This window comes from Sphingobacterium sp. LRF_L2 (genome assembly GCF_965644235.1).
In the GTDB taxonomy this organism is placed as follows: Bacteria; Bacteroidota; Bacteroidia; order Sphingobacteriales; family Sphingobacteriaceae; genus Sphingobacterium.
Genome location: NZ_CBFFRI010000009.1, coordinates 1 through 17971, shown reverse-complemented (window position 1 = coordinate 17971; position 17971 = coordinate 1). Strand labels below are relative to the sequence as shown.

Below are 17971 nucleotides of genomic sequence, written 5' to 3'. Positions count from 1 at the left end.
ATGCAGACAATTCACGCATATATACATTTTCCTGAGAATCTAGACGATGATATTCAGTCTAGAGAAAGAGGATTGGAGCTTTTGAAAGATTTTCAGATGGCTATTGATTTAGCTGATTGTGAAAAAGGTTCAAAATTGTACTATAGTAAAACCAATAAGGATAATTTTTTCGGAAATATTCAAGTTCTTGAAGAATTTATGACGATTGGGAGTTATGATTTTGAAACAGTCGTTAATACTCTATTTAATGAAGGTGAAGTGAATGCTGTAAATGAAAGTATAATTGAAGGGTGTGAAGTTAGATCTTACCAAGCCAATGGAGGTTATTTTGTTGATAATTTACCATTGATTTTTTATGATATTGTTAGAAAGCATGCTTATACCGTCGAACCCGATAGACAAATAATTTTGAATTTATTCAGTGCTTTCTTTTCTCAAAATCCAATATTACTTTTAAAACACTGTGGGGCCTCTGTTACTCCAATTCAAATAGAACACTTTACAAGTTTTACAGAATTAGATACTTGGTTAGAAAATAATCGAGTACAAAGAAATTTCAATAATACTGATGCTCGTCATATACAAGGAAGTCCTGATTACATACATGGGAAATCACCATTATTAGGAGGTATTGCAGCGAGACCTAAAGCTTCTGAACTTCTTAAGAATGCTTTGGGGGATAAAAGAAGAAATGATAATGTAAATGATTTGGTCAATTTTGATGATGAAAAGGATGAATATATATGGTATGAATATGAAGGAGACAATCCCCAAAATCAATATCATGCCTATCATCTTGTTTTACACAATAATAATCAAAATCGAGATATATTAGCTGTAGGAAGGATTACTTCTCGTGTAATAGCAATTATTGAATATAGAAAAAGATTAAATTAAAAAACTAACGCTCTCCCCCCCCCACACACACAACAAAATACGGCTTTAGCCAGACCCAACCGGACAAAGCTATCTCTTCGTCTGTCTAGTGTGTCATTACCGCCTTTTGCAACTGTCTACTTTTTACGTTGTTTTTTGCTAAAGCTCAGCAGCATATTGCCATCCTCGTTTCTGAGGTGGCAAAGAGCTGTACCAACTTAAAAAAACAAAGCAAAAAGACCCTACACTCCAATCATCACCCTTCTGTTCATGTTGGTATGCAAATCGGCGGAAGTTTATTACGATAATGTGGTATTGTTGCAATGTTCCAACAAAAAGCCAATTTCCCAGTTAAGATCTTCAAGCGAGAAGAAAGTCATCTCACGCAATGGATAATAGATATGTTGGTAAGCCATGTCGAAAGTATTCTCAATCCAATGCCTTGTTCTGCGAATAGTAGCCCCGGGTATGATTGATAACATCGTTTTAGTTTTCCCATAACATTAAACTATGGTTAGAAAACCATACGATATCATTTTCGTTTTCAGTTATAAGGAAAATAATAATTTCCTCCATTGTAGTTATCAGGAATTCTTTTAATAAAACTTTTGTGGTATCTCCAATAACGTCATGGTTAAATAGAACATCGTGGGTTAGATGAAACTCTGATTCTTTATTGTGTACTATTGAGCACCTAATAGCGTAAAGGATTTCTGTATATGCTTTAGGAAAACCATTATGTATGTCAGCGAATTTTAAGTTATCTCCGTTCTTTTTTTCTAAGCCTAAGTAGGAGAGTAGGTGGTTGAAATTATCTTCTGTGATTAAGGCTTGAGTAAGTATTAAATCATTTAATTTGTTAATAGCATATGTTTCAAAAGTAACACCAGCTTGTTGATTGAGAGCGAATACCTTTTGAATTAGTTTTTTTAAGGAATCTATTTCTGACCGACTGATATTGCTGTGTATCCTTTGAAAATCCCTAAAGGAAAATGGTTTTCCCTGTTGTTTGCGCTCTAAAGTGACTAAAGGGGATTTAAACATGAAATTTTCTACAACATGGTATAGCCGTAAGAATTTGTCAAGTATATCATTTTGAGAATTGTATTCACTTAATATAGTAAGTATATCCTTGAATTGATGATAATTGTTTGAGACAGATATTGCTCTACGAGAATCCTGCGACATAGTTCCTGTATACTCATAAGGTTCGTGATAAACTTTCCCATTTAAAACTAAGTTGAGTGCTACGTATGCTTTACTTTTTTGCTTGTTTTGGGCAGTGTCGTGGGATATTAATGCGTAATATTTAGACTCTAGCATTTTATCTTCTTTGCCTATATTGGAGATAAGTTGAATAATTAGGTCAGTTGATATCGCAATACTAGGATTTCGGAGATATTCTTCAACTTTTTCAATTTCTGAAAAATTGAAGAAAATAAAACTATTGTTTGGCTGATCGGGATCCGTATAGTGAAATACGGTTGTTCCAAATTTATCGTTATCGAAATCAATCAGTGAATATATAGAATTATCAACATTAGACCCAAAATCAAGTTCTTCTTGCAGAAGATTATTAAGCGAGTTGATTAGGCTCAATAAAAGTAAAATCTCATCAAATCTAGCTTCCGGGTATTGAGAGAAATTATTTTTATAATCTTTTACTAGATCAAGATGAGAAGAATCTATTAACATTAATGTACCTCCGTTCTCGGATGCCTCGAGTTTCTTGATAAGTTGTATTTCGATATTTTCCGCGAGACTGGTCAGTTCTTCTTCTTTATCCGGGTTTCCAAGACTATCTGAGTAAGGTGTTATATTGTCAGAGTCTGTAGATAGATTTAAAAGGAGTTTTTTAAGATTATTATAAAGTACATCTTTAATTATCATATTGGCCTCCTTTGAAGTACTTTTTCCAATCAATATTATTAGAGGAACTATTAATTAATATGTCTAATGTAGCATTAAAAACAGCTTTTTTATTTACAATTCCGATGTTTATTTTAGAAAGTTCCTGACTATTTCGTTGTATTTCAAAATCATCAATGTTTAGAATATAAGCATTACCAACTATTAATGTTGAAAATTCTTCAAAAGCCTTTTCGTGGCTTAATTCTTTCGTAATTCTAAATCGACCTAATGCACCAAACATTCCAACTAAAGAGATCTCCCTTCCTAACCATTTAACACCTTGTTTTGGGAAATTTTTTGTTAGATTTTTGTCTAATTTTATTAGTGTATCAAGAAATAATTTTAATAACTCTGAGTTCAAAAATACTTCTTCTTGAGCGTAATCAGTTTCATTTTGCTGATTTTGTATTAGTTGGGTATTGGACGTTAGTATTTTTCCTTCATAATATGAGAGTAGACCGGTAATCATATGGGACAGATGGAATTGAGATTCTTGTCTTTCTTTACTAAATCTCATGGAATTCATCTCCTTTTCTCGGATTATGGATAAGTTACCATTACCAGCAAGTTTTTTTAATGTTGGTAAGGCGTAACTGAATAACAATTCAATTTGATGTTTAGAGGAAACAGCTTTGTGTCCCGCATTAAGAATTAGCATTTTGTTTACCTCATCTTGAGGAGTTAAATTTTGCCAAATTTCGAACCATTGATTTCTTTGGAACAAGGTTTCGAAATACTCCTTATAATTTTTATGTTTATTAGCATATTCTATTAATTTCGCAAGGATGTTGACGTTGCTGTTTATTTTGAAAAGTTCCGCCTTAAACTGCTTAGACAATTGTAGTCGATTTTTCCCTTGAAAATCGGTAACAAGATCCTTCTGTAAAAAGAATTGAATGGTTTCATATAAATATTTGAGACGATAAGTTCTTTGTAGGCCATCAAGTATTTTAAAATCAACTAATATTCTTTCATTGCCCACATATGAACTCGATCCATTCTCATCTATCAATACAATTGGTGGAATATGCTTTCCTTCTAAAAGTGAGTAGACTAGATTGTCTAAATAGATATGGCCTACAATTTCTCTTTGGACATCGTATTGGTTGTAACCTTCCGGTAAAGAAGTAATGTATTCTTCCAATGTAGATTTTGATAAATAGCAAACACTACCTGAATTCTCATTGAAAATATCTAATATGGTTACTTTCATTTTTTATGTGTTAAACAGATGATCTCTAAAGGATTTAATGATATTTTCAACTCCATATGCTTCATCTCTTGTATCAGTTTCTAGTGTCCTGTATTCCAAATCCCACCAATTTTCTAATACAAAATTTCGTTTATCTTCGTTGTTTCTAGTTCCTGTACCATAAGGTTTTGGGAAGATTGATTTCATGCGATTACGACATTTTATGCCTATACCGAATAGTATAAGCTGTCTAGTTTTGGAGTTACGGATTTGATATACACCTGGTCCCTTTGGACCGTCAATTTGTCTGCAGTTTTCTGGAGATGGCAATTGTTCCCATTGGGACCAATTTAAGTTTTCATAATTCTTATCCATATTTTTTGGTTTATAAAAGATAATTTTAAAATATCTACTTACGCGATTATTCTCCCGCCTTTACATCCCCATAAATTTCTTTGAAAGTCTCTAATACGTCTAATCCCAATCCTTCGATAAAGCAAATTAGTTCGACCGCTAAAATTTCCTTAACATCCTCGCTACCTAGTCTACTGATTTTACCGTCAGACATACCAATATTGTCCTCAATTCGTTTTTGTGTTAGACAGTGTTTCTGTATAAATCTAACTTCTGGTGAAAGATGTTCGAATTCATTTAGAAAGTCTACTTTAGGTCTATTAGGGAATATTTCATTTATTGCATTATAAAATTCCTCCTCTGGTAGGTCTTTTAGAAGTATTGCAGTGATTACAATTTTATAGAACTCGAGAGGTGTAGCTTTAGTATTTTCTTTATTGGAAAGATCGCTTACTCTCTGTCTCTTGAGATTACTTAAATCAGCAATTTTACTTTTATTGGCTTTTAAACTGTCTATGTACTTTCCTAAAGGTGTTCCCATTATTTGATATTTATTGAAAACTTTTGTTTATTTTATTTGTCAAAGTTTTCATTTTGTGTTATATTTGTATTGATATTAACAGCGACAGTAAGGAGTGATTAGTAACTCCTAGCGATGTCACTTGCAAACAGAAACCGTCAAATTTTGCCTTGTAAGTTGAATCGGAGTTCGCTTTCCATTGAGTTTTGTATATTCGTATACGAATAATTCAGTGGAGCGGACTTCTATTTCAGTCTTTGTGGCAATTAATCATTTGATTAAGGTTCTTGACGGTACCATGTACGAAGCATTAGAAGCCCGCTCCGTTGGATTTTCTACCAACTAGTATCCTTCTAAGCTTTGTCGAGTTTCATCGTTCATAAACCAAAATAGATGATTATGAGACGATTAAAAAACACTACAGAAACCCACCAAGACCCGATCAATGATCAGCGTCATCGGTTCTCTTGCTTACTTCTGATAAAGAACGTGTCTGCGCCACCGGAATAGGTCGTGCATAAGCGACAGGTGTTAACAGTAAGGGGAGTTCTGATCGATCGGACATAGAACCGGGCATGCGAGCTGATCGCAGGCAAAGGTATTCTGGATACGGTCGTTTCGGCAGAAAGGCCACAAGATTGCCTTCTCTTCCTTCTTAAAATAACAGCCTGTTACCGACCTCTGCTTGTATAAAACAAAATGGGTTTTTCCTGGTCAATAGATCGGTTTCACGACGTAAAAAGTGTTGCAGCTTAAAATTATGAAATCTTCTATTGCTTTGCAAATATTTCTTTTCGTTTAGTACAAAATATTTCTTTTTGAATTATGCTGAGGTCGGTTTCTTTAAGAATACGAAACATGCATAACCGTATTGATTCCAGTGAAACCCGCTGCTTTCGTATTCCTTTCCATTTATTTATTAACCGCGAAGCGGTAATGGATAGGCTGTTTTAGGCCACTGCAGGGGCTTTTTGCCATTCTTATGCCAATTCGCACAACATCTTAAAAACCTCGCTTGCGAGTTCTTTAAGGCCATTAAAAAACCATAAATTCCTTAAAAAATGAAGAATTTTTATAAGGGTGGGAGAGATATGTCTTATTTCGACTGGATATTCCACCTGTTTAAATCAAAGAATAACCGGAGCCGGACGCTGTTCAGCTTCGGGGTATGTTTCGTTTTGTTGTTTAGTAATCAGTTGACTGCTCAGGAGCCCCGCAAGGACAGCGGGGCCGATGGGCGGCAAACGTTACGGCAATTGAAGGGAGAGGTGATCTCGGCGAGATCGGAATTACCCTTGGCGGATGTATCCATTCGTACGAAGTCGGGATTGGTGCTCGGTCGCACGGATGGAAATGGCCATTTCAGTTTTGCTGTTTCCGCTGATATAGAGTTGTTACGCTTTTCTCGGATAGGGTATAAAACCCAGGAGTACATATTGTCCAATAGAACCGATGCTATACATATCGCGCTCGATACGCTGGAAAATGTACTGGATGAGGCTGTGGTGATCGGTTATGGTTCCACCACGCGCCGTCTGGCCACGGGATCCATAACGAAGGTCACTGCCGATGAGATCGGGCGTCAGCCTGTATCCAATCCTATGCTCGCCCTTCAGGGGCTGGTTCCGGGTCTGGAGGTCACGCCGAGCAGCGGGATAAATGGGGCACTGGTCGATCTTAAAGTGCGTGGGACGAATTCCCTTACCCAGGGAAGTGAGCCATTGGTGCTCCTTGATGGTAACCCTATTGCCGTAAGCGGCCAGGAGGTGTCCATGCTTTCCAATGCCGCATCGGGACTGAGTATCTTCAATAGTATCAATCCTGCGGATATTGAAAGTATCGAAGTGCTGAAAGATGCCGATGCCACGGCTATATACGGGAGTAGGGGGGCCAATGGCGTGATCCTGATCACGACGAAAAGAAACGGACAGCAGGGGACCAAGATCGATTTCTCCTGGGGTTCGGGTGTGTCCTCGCCCGGCAGCACGATGAAAATGCTGGATACGCGGGAATATTTTATGATGCGTACAGAGGCGCTGGATAACAGTGGCCTGGAGCTTAATGAAGCCAACGCTCCGGATCTTATCTACTGGAGCGATGAGAGGTATACCGACTTCAGAAAATTTCTGAGCGGTTCTTCCAATAGTACGGAAAATATGAATCTTACCCTCCGGGGCGGCCTGCGGGAAACGTCTTTCAGGATCAATGCGGGTTTCTACCGGGAGAATTTTCAGGTGAATTCAGATCAGGACTCCCGCCGGTTCAGTTTCGGTACGGGCTTGAGCCACAGGTCGTCGAACGAACGTTTTCTGCTTGACCTGACCGCGAATTTTTCGCAGAACAGTTCAGACCTTACCGTATTTGATCCTTCCGCTTTTTTAGCGCTACCGCCCCACACGGTACTCTACAATGGGGATGGCAGCCTGAACTGGATGCTCGGGCCACAGAATTTCAGTTCGGTCGGGCTGACAAATCCCTATGGACAGCTGGAAAATTCCTATAAAGGGGATTTTAGGAGTCTTTTTGCCAATCTATCGCTGAGCTATCGCTTATGGAATGAACTGCGGGCAAAAGTATCCACGGGATATACCCACAACACGGGCGATGAATATGCGATGTATCCTTCGGCGGGGATCAATCCGGCATCGGGCACATTGCCTTCTGCGCGTATGGGAACAAGCAGTGCCAGCAGCTGGATCGTTGAACCGCAGATAAGCTATGATGCTCCTTTTGGGCTGCATACGCTGGGGCTGCTTCTGGGGGCAAGCATACAGCAGAGCGTTAATGAGGGGATAAGCCTGACCGGAAACGGTTATACGGATGAAAATCTACTCCGCAATATCGCTTCCGCAGGAACGGTTGTGCCTTCCTATATGGAATCTGCCTATAAGTATGCCGCGCTTTTTGGCCGTGTAAGCTATAACTATGATAAGAGGTACCTGCTGAATTTTGCACTGCGCAGGGATGGATCGAGCCGGTTCGGATCGGGGCGTCGCTTCTCGGGTTTTTACTCGGTCGGTGCGGGCTGGATCTTCACCGGTGAAAAGTTTTTGGAATGGCTCAGACCGCTGCTTTCATACGGCAAAATAAGGAGCAGCTACGGCGTCACCGGAAATGACCAGATAGGGGACTATAAGTTTATGGATAACTGGACGAGCGGAGCGGAACGCTATGCGGATATGCTCCCGGTTAACCCAACGGGGCTCTATAACCCGGATTATTCCTGGGAGGAGAACAGGAAGTGGGAGCTGGCGATTGACCTTGGGCTGTTCGGTGACCGTATACTGACGGGGCTGGCTTTTTTTCGGAATAGGAGCGGCAACCAGTTGATTGCCTATGCTCTTCCGGTACAGACGGGTTTTGCGAGTATAAACCGGAATCTGGATGCGCTGGTCATCAACGAGGGATGGGAGTGGACGGTGGATGGCAGGGTGATCAGCAAACAGGATCTTTCATGGAACGTCAGGTTCAATATTTCCATGCCAAAGAACAGGCTTGTGCGTTTTCCGGGACTGGAGGAGTCGTCCTATGCGGGCACCTGGATGCTGGGTGAGCCTCTGAGCGTAAGACGTTGGTACCGCTATCAGGGAGTGGACGAGCAGACGGGGATCTATAGCTTTGAAGATGTGGACGGCAACGGTGAGCTTAACAGTGATGACAGAACGGTGATCACCCATTTCGATCCTGTGTTTTTTGGTGGGCTTACCAATACTTTCCGCTATAAAAAATGGCAGCTGTCTTTTTTGTTCGATTTCAAAAAACAGAAGGGCAGTTCTTATATGGCCTCACTTACTTCTGCTCCGGGCTACGGTGTAACCAACCAGCCTGCCGCGGTCCTCGACAGGTGGCAACAGCCGGGAGACCGGGCCACGTTCCAGCGTTATGTGGCCTCGGTTTCGGATCCTGCGTACACGGCCATGCAGCATTTTATCTCTTCGGAGGGAGCGGTATCGGATGCATCTTTTCTGAAACTCCGGAATCTCAATATTTCCTATACGCACATATTCCACCGCGTGGGTTTACCGGAGTCCGTGAACCTTTTTCTCAGTGCACAGAACCTATGGACGCTAAGTGGTTATGTGGGTGCGGATCCGGAGATACAGTACATTTTTACAACACCTCCCATGCGGACATTTATGCTGGGAGCAAAACTTAACTTTTAACGTTCATGAAAAAGATATACACTTTTCTGGGCAGGATCGTTCTGCCCGTGTTGATGTTGCTTGGTCTGGAGGGCTGTAACAAGCTGGTGGAGGTAGAGAGTCCTGCCTATGCGATCGATTCGGAGATACTCTTCTCGACGCAGGACGGATATGAAGGTGCTATACGTGGCATCTATCAGAACATGTTGTTCACCAATCTTTCGCTCACCAGCGGAGGTCTTTCACTCTATATGGCGCTTGCCGCGGACGACCTTGTGCCACGGTCTACCAGTGTCAATTACCAGGCTTTTTATCAGAATTCGTTGCTGTCGGACAATTCGGTGGTGTCGGGATTCTGGTCGCTGGCGTACGATGGTATATACAGGGCAAATATTCTGTTGGAAAACCTCGAGTCGAACAGTGTTCTGGATAGGGAAACGACAGCTGATTTTACGGGGCAGGCCCTGTTTACAAGGGCTTTTTATTACTTCTATCTTCTACAGCTTTTTGGCGATGTGCCGCTGGTACTGGATACGGATTACCGGAAGAATGCCGTAATGCCGCGTACGGCCTATGAAACGGTAGCTGCACAGATACGTAGTGACCTTTCTGATGCAGCGTTGCTGATCGGCAGGCATACGCGGGCGGATAAGGCGATGCCCGATTATTTTGCGGTACAGATCCTACGTGCAAGGACCGAACTTCTACTGGGGGCTTATGGAGCTGCGGCCGCGGCCTGTGATACGGTGATCTCTGCGGGTGGCTTTGTTCTGGAAGATATGGATACGGCATTTAAAACAGGCAGCCGCGAGTCGATCTGGCAACTGACCAATGAATACCGTAATGTTGCGGAAGCGCGTTCATTCGTGCCTTCGAGCAGCAGCAGCACCCCGCTGTTTTACCTCTCAGAGAGCCTGTTGTCAATTTTTGGCCCGGAGGATCTGCGTCTTTCCAAATGGGTAGGTAGAAACGTGATCGGTAGCGTTACCTACTGCTATCCCTATAAATACCAGAACCGGAGTACCACTACACCGGTCACGGAGTATTATGTTGTATTCAGGTTGGCCGAAGCCTATCTTATGAGGGCAGAGGCCAGAAATGGTCTGCAGGATACGGATGGGGCACTGGAAGATCTCAATGCTGTCCGTATGCGTTCAGGGTTATCCGCTTTGGATGATGGCCTATCTGGTGGGGTCATGGCATATATCGAAGCCGAAAAACGGCGTGAATTCTTTGCGGAGTGGGGGCACCGCTGGTTTGATCTCAAGCGTTGGGGGAAGCTGCAGACCGTGCTGTCTGCGGTGAAACCGACCTGGTCGGCTCATGCGGAACTGATGCCGGTACCTTACGATCAGATACAGCGGAATGTCTTTCTTGAACAGAATCCGGGCTATGGGGACTAGATTTTTGATCGGACTGATCGGCGGGCTGTGTTTCGCATCCTTATGCTACGGTCAGAAGCTCGGTATAGGGGATAGGTTACCTGATTTTCTATGGAAACGGGATGCTGTGATCGTACCCGATCGCTATGAACTGACGGTTCTGGATTTTTGGAGCCATTCCTGCGGAAGCTGTATCGCATCGTTTCCCAAGATCAATAGGTTGAAGGAGCTGTTCGGTGATAGGGTGAATATTGTGCTGGTAAACAGTGAGCCGGCCGATTCTACAGATAGACTTTTCGATACGCGCGATTGGATAACCAGGCCGTCTGTTCCATTGATATCGGGAAATACGGCTATCCTGGAAAGTTTTGCATATTTTGGTCTTCCGTTTATTGTTTGGCTTGATCGCGATCTTACCGTGCGGGCGTTCAGCGAAGGTTCACAGCTCCAGGAGGATAATATCCGTAGCCTGCTTGCCGGAGGTTCTCTTAAAGAAGGGGAGTACGTGTCTCCCCGGTATGTCAGCTCGCTTTTTGACACGGAATACGAGGATAACCTGGAAGCTTTCAGTATGATTTCGCGTTCGCAGCACAGGGTGACGATCGGAAGTGCTGCCGGTGGGGGTAGCTTGCGACAGGATATCGTTGTGAACAGAAGTTCCATGGAAGATCTCTTCCGTTATGCGTACCAGGGAGATGGACGCTACGATCTATTGCGGAAATGGCATGTGCATGCTGACAGTGCGATTGGAGGACGTATAAATGAAGATGGACACCCTATTTTATACGACTACGCCATGAAGCTTTCGTCCCGGGATCGTGGAAATCCTTTCGATCGCATGAAAGAAGATCTGGAACGTTACTTTTACGTATCTGCAACAATAGATTCCGTGCCTTTGAGGACCATGGTTCTCGTGCGTTCGGATAAGACCCTAAAACTCCGTTCTAAAGGTGGAAAGGCAAAAAATACTTTTAGGGCTACTCCGCGTATCGTCAGCGGTACTATCCTTGGTACTTCGAACAGGGTTCTTGTCAACCAGCCTTACGAGAAGTTTTCACGCGCTGTCCGTAATCTGGTGGAAAATAACATGGAGCTTCCTTTCCGTGACACTGTAAATTTTGTAGGGAATGTGGATGTTTCTTTTGATTACCTGGTTTTTGATTTTTTTTCCGTGGATATGCTGCAGGAAGCGCTGGAAGGGTATGGGCTGAAGCTTGAGGAGCAAACTGTAAAGCAGCCGGTGCTCATGATAAGAAGAAAGTAGAGGAGTAAGTGGAGGTGAGCGTATTCGCTCACCTCTTTTTTGGAATTAGGGGTTAGACCTGTTTATACGGTGGTCACTTGTCGGTGCTGCCGTAAATGGATCGCCCTCATTCTGTTCTGTCTCGTAACCTCTTAAGCAGATCGTCGAAGCTGCATCATTACAGCTTGTGATCGAAGGATTGGACATGGCCTGTGATTTGGTAAGTGGTGAAGAGTTCTTCTGCGGACCCAGTTCATTATTTACAAGATCGACTTCGTACCAATACAGTGCTGGTTCTGCTTTCGTGTTGTCGAGCGTTACTGTGCTGCTGTCACGGAAAGACTGTAAACCGATAATGGAGGCTACTGCGGCGATAGCAATCGCAGTAAGCATATTTGATTTGATGAATTTGATAGCTTTCATCCTGTGGCCTTTTTATTAATAGCAAAAAAAGATTACCTCAAAAAACTTTTGGTTAGTAAAATATTGTCCTTTAACTTTTGTTGTGGGGACAGTGAACAGGTTACCGGATTTTTGACGTTGATCCGGCGAACGTATGTTTATTTCATCGCTACCGGCCTGCCCGGGAAGAGTGCGAATTTACGTGGAAACCATTCCCGAATAATCAGGCCGCTGATCGTGTATACTATAATCTGTGTCTTTTTCATGACGAATACCTTTATCTTGCTAGCGACAGGCTAACAAAACAAAGGTATGGTGGAAAGGGGCTGCGTCGGGGGATAGAAACGTGCATTTAGGGGGATAGAAACGTGCAGGTTTCTATCCCCCTAAATGCACGTATCAAAGAGTTTGGTAGTCGTCCAGATTTAAGGGGTATCCTTTAGGCCATTGTCCGTACACTTCTTGGTAGGTTAAGACGGTGTCGGGTGGATGAAGCGCGGAGAGTATGCCAAAGATACTGTGCTCATCCAGCAGATTATCGTTCCCATCGATATCGATATTTTCTTTCATATCCTGAATAATTTCAAGAAACCTGGCTTGCATGTCAGAGTCTTTCGGAAAGTGCGCTGCTACGCGTTGCTCTTTTTTTATGTAATGTAGTTTGGTCAAAATGTAGCTCTTGTAATTCCAAGGGAAATCAAACGTTTTGGTTATACTAAAAATCTGTTTAAGAAGCGGTTTGAATGAGAAAGAAGCGGTTCGGTAGCGGGAATAAAATACCTTAATAAAATAAAGGTAGAATTTGCTCTCTCTGTGGTAGGTATGGTCAAGTTCAGGTAGGGCTGCTTCAAGAACTTGCAGCGTGATTTTTGATAGAATTTTTGCTGTGTCATCAGATTGATACTGAAATGAAACGTTTAAGCTGGGATGCTTGTAGAGTAAATATAATAAGCAGCTATAGCAAACTAATAGCTCTTGTCTCGGTGTTAAGAAAGGAATCGTCGATTCTACGTCTTTTGGATCGAAGGGATAATCGAAATACTTAACTAAAACTATTTGGGGCGGTGGAGTCTTTAATACATCGCGTAGGTAATCCTTATAGTCCATTGGATACCAGCGCTGTTTGCTCAGTGCATCGAGGTAGTGTTCCATATGGTCGATCATGGGAAGGTTGAGCAGGTTTGAATACGGAGAATAGCTCCACCCTTCGGGGCTGAGTTCGATGATGTTTTCGTCTGCCTGTTGTGCTAGGGTCACAAGGGTTTTTACCAGGTGCTCGCGCAATAACTTAAAGTTATAATCGTTTGAAAAAAAAGGTCCGACCATAGGCTTAAATTACAAATTATTTGTTTGATTTTTATACTGTTGCTGATATTCTTGAGGACTTATTCCTGTTTGTTTTTTGAAAAAATGACGAAAGCTGCGTTCTTCGGCATATTTCAGCAAGAGCGAAACCTGCCAGATGGATTGGCCTTCTTGCAGTGCTTCTTTGGCGATCTCGATGATGCAGTTGTTTCGGAAGGTAAGCAAACGGATTTGTGTTGATTTTTTTAATATACGTTCCATATGCCCCCGTGAAAAGGGGAGGCTTGCACTTAGACTGCTGAGACGATAGGTTACCCCTTCTGCTTTGACGCCTTCCTGGATAAGTTTCTTGCAGAGCTGTACATAATATTCGTCTTTACTGATGCCTTCTTTCTCCCATGCGATTTTTATTTTTGAAAGTTGGATGAGGTCTTTTAGTTGCTGGATGATGTAGATCTGGCTGTCCAGATCTCCTTTCTTGAGGCTACTGCAGAGCTTCTTTACCTGGTTCTTCGTGATCGGTCCGATCATAAAGTCTATGCTTTTTAAGTGGCTGTTCAGTTTTGTACGATGGGCTTCCAATAGGGGTTGGAGAAAATCAAAGGATCGGTCTGCTCCGTCGTCAAAAATGCCGATATCAAAATAGAATCCGAAAAGTTGATAGCTGCCGGCAGCGAGCTGCAAACTGTAGTTGCCCGAGGGCAGGTAGATGTAGAAAGCCCTGCGCTCGGGGATCTTTAACAGAAGGTCTTTTTCTGTATTGGCGAGCGAAATGGGTTTTGTCGCTTGCATAACATAGGCGGTATAGAGATCGTGCTGGGTTATCTTGATCGGAATGGCTACTGGTTCGTTAAGCGCGATATCATATTGCTGCAAGTACCCGAGCCTTCCTTTGAACTCTTGCTCTATACAGGTTTTCTCTGCATTTTGATAATAACGTATTACACCTTCCTGAAAAGGTAATCGAGGTTTTAAATTCTTGATCTGCTCTTTTGGTAGCGCTGTTCCAAAAATACTTTCCAAATCCATAAATAGGCTTTTTCTCATTGTTTGTAATAATGGTTAAGCGGTTAATATATGGGCTTTGGGCGAATGTTGAATGGGCTTTTCGTACGTTATATCTTTTTTTTCGTAAATGCCTCTTTTTTATCGTGAACGGATTTGCGGGATCTTTTTTGAGGGTAAAGTTGTTTTTTTTCCTTCGTACGAACTGTCCTTTGGCGATGGGGAAATATGTCGCAATTTGTCACTGTCAAAAAGATCTTTAACCAGGGAATTGGCCAATACCTTGTTTGAGATGCTACTGTAAATTTAAATTTATTATTATGAAAAATTGGAAAAAAGAGGTGTTGATTAATCAACCGACAATGATGCTGGAAGACCAAGTGATCACGCTGGCAAGTTTAAACAACTTTTTGGAATGGGACAGTTTGGAACCGGAAGCGAAATGCCCGATTGTGACTTTTTAATGCATTGTTAACTTGAGGAGTAGGCTGTCTGTTCGCGCTTGTGCTCTACAGCAATAGCGGACAGCTACTCTTCATATTTAATAGTATAGACCTATTATGTTTTTACCGATCTTAAGTAATTGGGATTACGCTTTCTTTAGCGCTAATCTGAAGCAAATCATTCCTGCGATGTCGTGGGAGCAACATGAAATTCTTTTTCAAAAGTGGAAAAATGTGCATCAACAGAATAACGAAAGCCTTCAAAAGAGCTTTCATATATATCAGGCCGAGGAACTCATACAGCGTAGTCCGGGTATTTTTGTGATGTTTCATTTGGGTAACCATATGAGATGGCCTATTGAGCTGGCAGGGTTATCTATTAGCTTTGATGTAATTTTAGATCGAGAAGTCTACAACAGGGCTCCTTTCTTGTTTTTAGACTTGCAGCAACAAATGGCAACGCATGGTACGGAACATCGCTTTTTGTTTAGCGATGACAGTTCAATTCTGACAAAGGTGCGCAGCACGCTGAATGAAGGTCGACATCTTTTGGTCTTTGCGGATGGCGCCTCGGGAACAAAGTGTGATCTAAAGGATGATCGCGTGGCTATTTCTTTTTTTGAAGGCCATTTACACCTAAAAAAAGGTATTCCTTATATGTCCTTTCTATTTCGGGTTCCTATATACCCACTATTGGATCGATCCGACAAAATGGGATGGGGACTTATCGGGATTGAGGCAATTCGGCAGCGATCATGTGAAAATCGAGAGAAATATGTGTTCCGAGCATTAAAACAGTTGTACGGCGAATTGGAAATCTTGCTTGAAGATGATTTGCCACGATGGGAGTGCTGGGCTTACTTACACCAGAATGGGATGTTGAAATTGGGCGATGAGACAGCAGATTTAGGTCGTCGACAGGAACCTTTCTTGATATTGCCCTTCGAAGATCGTTATTGCGTTTTTGACCGTAGGTTTTATACAACGCAGCGCCTAAATCTTGCCTTAAAGATTTAAAAAATGTATATTAGAAGTTTTACTAGCTAATTATGAATAAACTCCTCACCAAGGCGTCGTATTGGAATGTGCTGAGTGTAGTTGCATTTTCGTTGATTTTCTACGTGCTTAATACATTTTTTGCAGAGGTTCCAATATCTTTTATACATATTATTACCTCTGGGGGGCTCTTTGGATTCTATTATATTGTTCTCTTTATCGCAATCTGGAAGATTTTTGTGGGAGGGAATGTAGGGCTGGGTCTATTGATCCTTTATTTTTCTGTGGCTTTTCTCGTGTATTATGGATATAGTTTGTTTTACAAATGGTTGCCAGCGGTTGGGATAGATTTTCACTACCCGGGTAAAAAGTTTAATCTCCTCGTCTTTCAGCAAAGACTGGTGCGAGGTTATCTAGCGACTTTGACAATTGCTGGAGGGATGGTGGCTGTGATACGTGTTTTCCAAAATAGGGGGTTACTACGGATGGCTGAACTTAGAAGACAGGAGTTGGCTTATAGTGTAAGGGAACTACAAGAGAGAGTGCATGCAAAATATATATCTCCCCATTTTATTGAAGGAATTATGGCCATTTCTTTGGGGCAGTTGACGCATGGAAACCAAAAAGAATATTTTGATAATCTACAGCATCTTGCTGATTTGATGCGGTATGCAATCGAAATGCAGGATAGTACAAAAAGTCAGGCTTGGTCTATCGAGTGGACTTATTTTAAGAAGTTGATTTACTTGGTGAGGGCGTACTATGGGAAGGATACTATTCGATTGAATGTGCGGAAAGAAGAACTGGAGGTTTGTATACCGATAGGTTTGTTACTGATGCCATTGGAAAATGCGATTAAGTATGGTGCTATCTCGTCGAGGTCTCCGATAGGGATATGTTTGACGGCTACAGATAAGCAATGGACTTTCTCGATTATAAATCGGTTCTCACACAAAAAACGGGAAGGAATGGTATCAGGCAAAACGGGGATTGCACTTATGAAAGAACGTATTTCGCTGGATAGCTTGCCTATTCGTATAATGGTTGTCGAAGATGGTGATATGTTTGTGTTCAAAATGACTGGCCAAATTTAGTAATATCGAATATGAAGAAAAAGATCTATACTGCAATGATATTAGATGATCTTCTGCATACGCTCAAATGGTTTGAATCGGTGATGAAGGAATTTTCTTTTGTCAGGATAGACTATCGGATCGATAATATGACGGAGGCTTTTCAGATTCTTCAAAATCAAAGGATTGATATCTTGTTTTTGGATATGGAAATGCCCGAGTCGATGGGTTGGGAATTCGCAAAGCTTCTAAAAGATCCTCCTGTAATTATTATTGTAAGCGCACATCAAGAGGCTTACCGTGCTAATGAAATCGAAGCTAAAGGATACTTATCTAAAATGCCGGCCAGAGAGGAGGTGAGGATCACTTTGGAAAATGCAATAAGGGAGGTCGATTTCCGTGATGAGCTGATGGAAAATAAACGTTCTTATATCATCGTAAAAAACTTTGCGACCAAATTGAACCAAATTATAAACCTTGATGAGTTTGGTTATGCGGAAATAGAGGACAAGGATATTACGGTCTTCATAAGGGATGGCGAAACGGTGCCTGTTCAATCGTCGTTAAGCAAGTTACATGACGATCTTCCTAAGTATCGTTTTATTCGAATCTCTGCAAAACACATCATCTCGCGTGATGTTATCGTGGCTTACAACAAAAATATGGTGACCATCAAGTTAGATACTGGTAAAAAGATTCATTTGGAGATTCACTACCCACCGGCATATGAGGTGATTGATTCTTGGTTAACAGGGATGTGATGTCTTCGAGTGATGATTGTTACGAATAACGATGGCCTGCCTATGTGAAGTGCTTGTTTTCTGACTATACAAACCAATTTATGCTATGAAAATATGGATGCAGAATATTTTAATTGTACTGGATAAGATCTTCAATTCGCTGGAGGATAATAAGCCGTCTTATGAAAGGAGACTCTTGCCTCTGGAAGATAGAAAGCTATGGACGAAACAGGAAGTGATTGACAAATTGGGTATGAGCGAAAGCACCTATAAGCGGAATGTCCGCTCGGGATTGCTCAATCCCATGCGTTTGAACGGGACGGATGTTTACTTCGAAGAGGATCTTCTGAAGGCTATGGAAGAGAGCCGGAATAAGGGCAGATGCTA

General features: G+C 41.7%; 16 protein-coding genes and 1 pseudogene. 9 read left to right on the top strand and 8 right to left on the bottom strand.

What is annotated here, in order from left to right; all coding sequences use genetic code 11:
* Nucleotides 1-897, top strand: coding sequence for a hypothetical protein (locus ACSZOX_RS17600; RefSeq protein WP_437921493.1), 897 nt, complete (start codon nt 1-3; stop codon nt 895-897).
* A gap of 278 nt (nt 898-1175) precedes the next feature.
* Here the strand turns inward: ACSZOX_RS17600 and ACSZOX_RS17595 are convergent, their stop codons facing one another.
* From ACSZOX_RS17595 to ACSZOX_RS17575, 5 genes are read right to left on the bottom strand one after another with little or no spacing between them, the layout of a single operon-like run.
* A complete protein-coding gene (locus ACSZOX_RS17595; protein WP_437921491.1) occupies nt 1176-1358 on the bottom strand; it encodes a hypothetical protein in 183 nt (60 codons plus the stop codon).
* A 4-nt stretch (nt 1359-1362) separates the two neighbouring features.
* A complete protein-coding gene (locus ACSZOX_RS17590; protein ID WP_437921489.1) occupies nt 1363-2766 on the bottom strand; it encodes a hypothetical protein in 1404 nt (467 codons plus the stop codon).
* Nucleotides 2756-4000 carry a hypothetical protein gene (locus ACSZOX_RS17585; protein ID WP_437921487.1) on the bottom strand — a complete coding sequence of 415 codons (1245 nt, stop codon included), beginning with the start codon at nt 3998-4000 and terminating at the stop codon, nt 2756-2758. The genes ACSZOX_RS17590 and ACSZOX_RS17585 overlap by 11 nt, the downstream gene beginning before the upstream one ends.
* Before the next feature lie 3 nt (nt 4001-4003).
* Nucleotides 4004-4354: a hypothetical protein gene (locus ACSZOX_RS17580; protein WP_437921485.1), complete on the bottom strand. Its 351-nt coding sequence runs from the start codon at nt 4352-4354 to the stop codon at nt 4004-4006.
* A gap of 46 nt (nt 4355-4400) precedes the next feature.
* Nucleotides 4401-4874 (bottom strand): hypothetical protein, encoded by a 474-nt coding sequence (locus ACSZOX_RS17575; protein ID WP_437921483.1) that lies wholly within the window; start codon nt 4872-4874, stop codon nt 4401-4403.
* A gap of 1040 nt (nt 4875-5914) precedes the next feature.
* Here ACSZOX_RS17575 and ACSZOX_RS17570 point away from each other — a divergent pair.
* The 3 genes from ACSZOX_RS17570 to ACSZOX_RS17560 are packed head-to-tail and all read left to right on the top strand — an operon-like array spanning nt 5915 to nt 11641.
* Nucleotides 5915-9016, top strand: a complete 3102-nt coding sequence (locus ACSZOX_RS17570; RefSeq protein WP_437921481.1) for a SusC/RagA family TonB-linked outer membrane protein — start codon at nt 5915-5917, stop codon at nt 9014-9016.
* A 5-nt stretch (nt 9017-9021) separates the two neighbouring features.
* The gene (locus ACSZOX_RS17565) at nt 9022-10398 is read left to right on the top strand and encodes a RagB/SusD family nutrient uptake outer membrane protein (RefSeq protein WP_437921479.1); all 1377 of its coding nucleotides are present in this window, start codon (nt 9022-9024) and stop codon (nt 10396-10398) included.
* Nucleotides 10388-11641, top strand: a complete 1254-nt coding sequence (locus ACSZOX_RS17560; RefSeq protein ID WP_437921477.1) for a TlpA family protein disulfide reductase — start codon at nt 10388-10390, stop codon at nt 11639-11641. The genes ACSZOX_RS17565 and ACSZOX_RS17560 overlap by 11 nt, the downstream gene beginning before the upstream one ends.
* A gap of 45 nt (nt 11642-11686) precedes the next feature.
* Here the strand turns inward: ACSZOX_RS17560 and ACSZOX_RS17555 are convergent, their stop codons facing one another.
* The 3 genes from ACSZOX_RS17555 to ACSZOX_RS17545 form a co-directional block, all read right to left on the bottom strand.
* The gene (locus ACSZOX_RS17555; protein ID WP_437921475.1) at nt 11687-12043 is read right to left on the bottom strand and encodes a hypothetical protein; all 357 of its coding nucleotides are present in this window, start codon (nt 12041-12043) and stop codon (nt 11687-11689) included.
* Nucleotides 12044-12421: 378 nt separating this feature from the next.
* Nucleotides 12422-13348, bottom strand: a complete 927-nt coding sequence (locus ACSZOX_RS17550; RefSeq protein ID WP_437921473.1) for a hypothetical protein — start codon at nt 13346-13348, stop codon at nt 12422-12424.
* Nucleotides 13349-13357: 9 nt separating this feature from the next.
* Nucleotides 13358-14374: a helix-turn-helix domain-containing protein gene (locus tag ACSZOX_RS17545; RefSeq protein ID WP_437921471.1), complete on the bottom strand. Its 1017-nt coding sequence runs from the start codon at nt 14372-14374 to the stop codon at nt 13358-13360.
* A 278-nt stretch (nt 14375-14652) separates the two neighbouring features.
* Here ACSZOX_RS17545 and ACSZOX_RS17540 point away from each other — a divergent pair, with 278 nt between their 5' ends.
* From ACSZOX_RS17540 to ACSZOX_RS17520, 5 genes and pseudogenes are all read left to right on the top strand, one after another.
* Entirely contained in the window at nt 14653-14796 is a 144-nt protein-coding gene (locus ACSZOX_RS17540) for a hypothetical protein (protein WP_437921469.1), read from the top strand.
* A 96-nt stretch (nt 14797-14892) separates the two neighbouring features.
* Nucleotides 14893-15792 carry a hypothetical protein gene (locus ACSZOX_RS17535; protein WP_437921467.1) on the top strand — a complete coding sequence of 300 codons (900 nt, stop codon included), beginning with the start codon at nt 14893-14895 and terminating at the stop codon, nt 15790-15792.
* A gap of 32 nt (nt 15793-15824) precedes the next feature.
* Nucleotides 15825-16865, top strand: coding sequence for a hypothetical protein (locus tag ACSZOX_RS17530; RefSeq protein WP_437921465.1), 1041 nt, complete (start codon nt 15825-15827; stop codon nt 16863-16865).
* Nucleotides 16866-16876: 11 nt separating this feature from the next.
* Complete coding sequence (locus tag ACSZOX_RS17525; RefSeq protein ID WP_437921463.1) at nt 16877-17605, top strand: LytR/AlgR family response regulator transcription factor; 729 nt, start codon at nt 16877-16879, stop codon at nt 17603-17605.
* A gap of 85 nt (nt 17606-17690) precedes the next feature.
* Nucleotides 17691-17971, top strand: a pseudogene (locus ACSZOX_RS17520) (hypothetical protein); the annotation flags it as partial.

Coding starts and splice junctions, on each gene's coding strand:
- ACSZOX_RS17600 (WP_437921493.1), top strand. CDS start 1: ATGCAGACAATTCACGCATATATACATTTTCCTGAGAATCTAGACGAT.
- ACSZOX_RS17595 (WP_437921491.1), bottom strand. CDS start 1,358: ATGTTATCAATCATACCCGGGGCTACTATTCGCAGAACAAGGCATTGG.
- ACSZOX_RS17590 (WP_437921489.1), bottom strand. CDS start 2,766: ATGATAATTAAAGATGTACTTTATAATAATCTTAAAAAACTCCTTTTA.
- ACSZOX_RS17585 (WP_437921487.1), bottom strand. CDS start 4,000: ATGAAAGTAACCATATTAGATATTTTCAATGAGAATTCAGGTAGTGTT.
- ACSZOX_RS17580 (WP_437921485.1), bottom strand. CDS start 4,354: ATGGATAAGAATTATGAAAACTTAAATTGGTCCCAATGGGAACAATTG.
- ACSZOX_RS17575 (WP_437921483.1), bottom strand. CDS start 4,874: ATGGGAACACCTTTAGGAAAGTACATAGACAGTTTAAAAGCCAATAAA.
- ACSZOX_RS17570 (WP_437921481.1), top strand. CDS start 5,915: ATGAAGAATTTTTATAAGGGTGGGAGAGATATGTCTTATTTCGACTGG.
- ACSZOX_RS17565 (WP_437921479.1), top strand. CDS start 9,022: ATGAAAAAGATATACACTTTTCTGGGCAGGATCGTTCTGCCCGTGTTG.
- ACSZOX_RS17560 (WP_437921477.1), top strand. CDS start 10,388: ATGGGGACTAGATTTTTGATCGGACTGATCGGCGGGCTGTGTTTCGCA.
- ACSZOX_RS17555 (WP_437921475.1), bottom strand. CDS start 12,043: ATGAAAGCTATCAAATTCATCAAATCAAATATGCTTACTGCGATTGCT.
- ACSZOX_RS17550 (WP_437921473.1), bottom strand. CDS start 13,348: ATGGTCGGACCTTTTTTTTCAAACGATTATAACTTTAAGTTATTGCGC.
- ACSZOX_RS17545 (WP_437921471.1), bottom strand. CDS start 14,374: ATGAGAAAAAGCCTATTTATGGATTTGGAAAGTATTTTTGGAACAGCG.
- ACSZOX_RS17540 (WP_437921469.1), top strand. CDS start 14,653: ATGAAAAATTGGAAAAAAGAGGTGTTGATTAATCAACCGACAATGATG.
- ACSZOX_RS17535 (WP_437921467.1), top strand. CDS start 14,893: ATGTTTTTACCGATCTTAAGTAATTGGGATTACGCTTTCTTTAGCGCT.
- ACSZOX_RS17530 (WP_437921465.1), top strand. CDS start 15,825: ATGAATAAACTCCTCACCAAGGCGTCGTATTGGAATGTGCTGAGTGTA.
- ACSZOX_RS17525 (WP_437921463.1), top strand. CDS start 16,877: ATGAAGAAAAAGATCTATACTGCAATGATATTAGATGATCTTCTGCAT.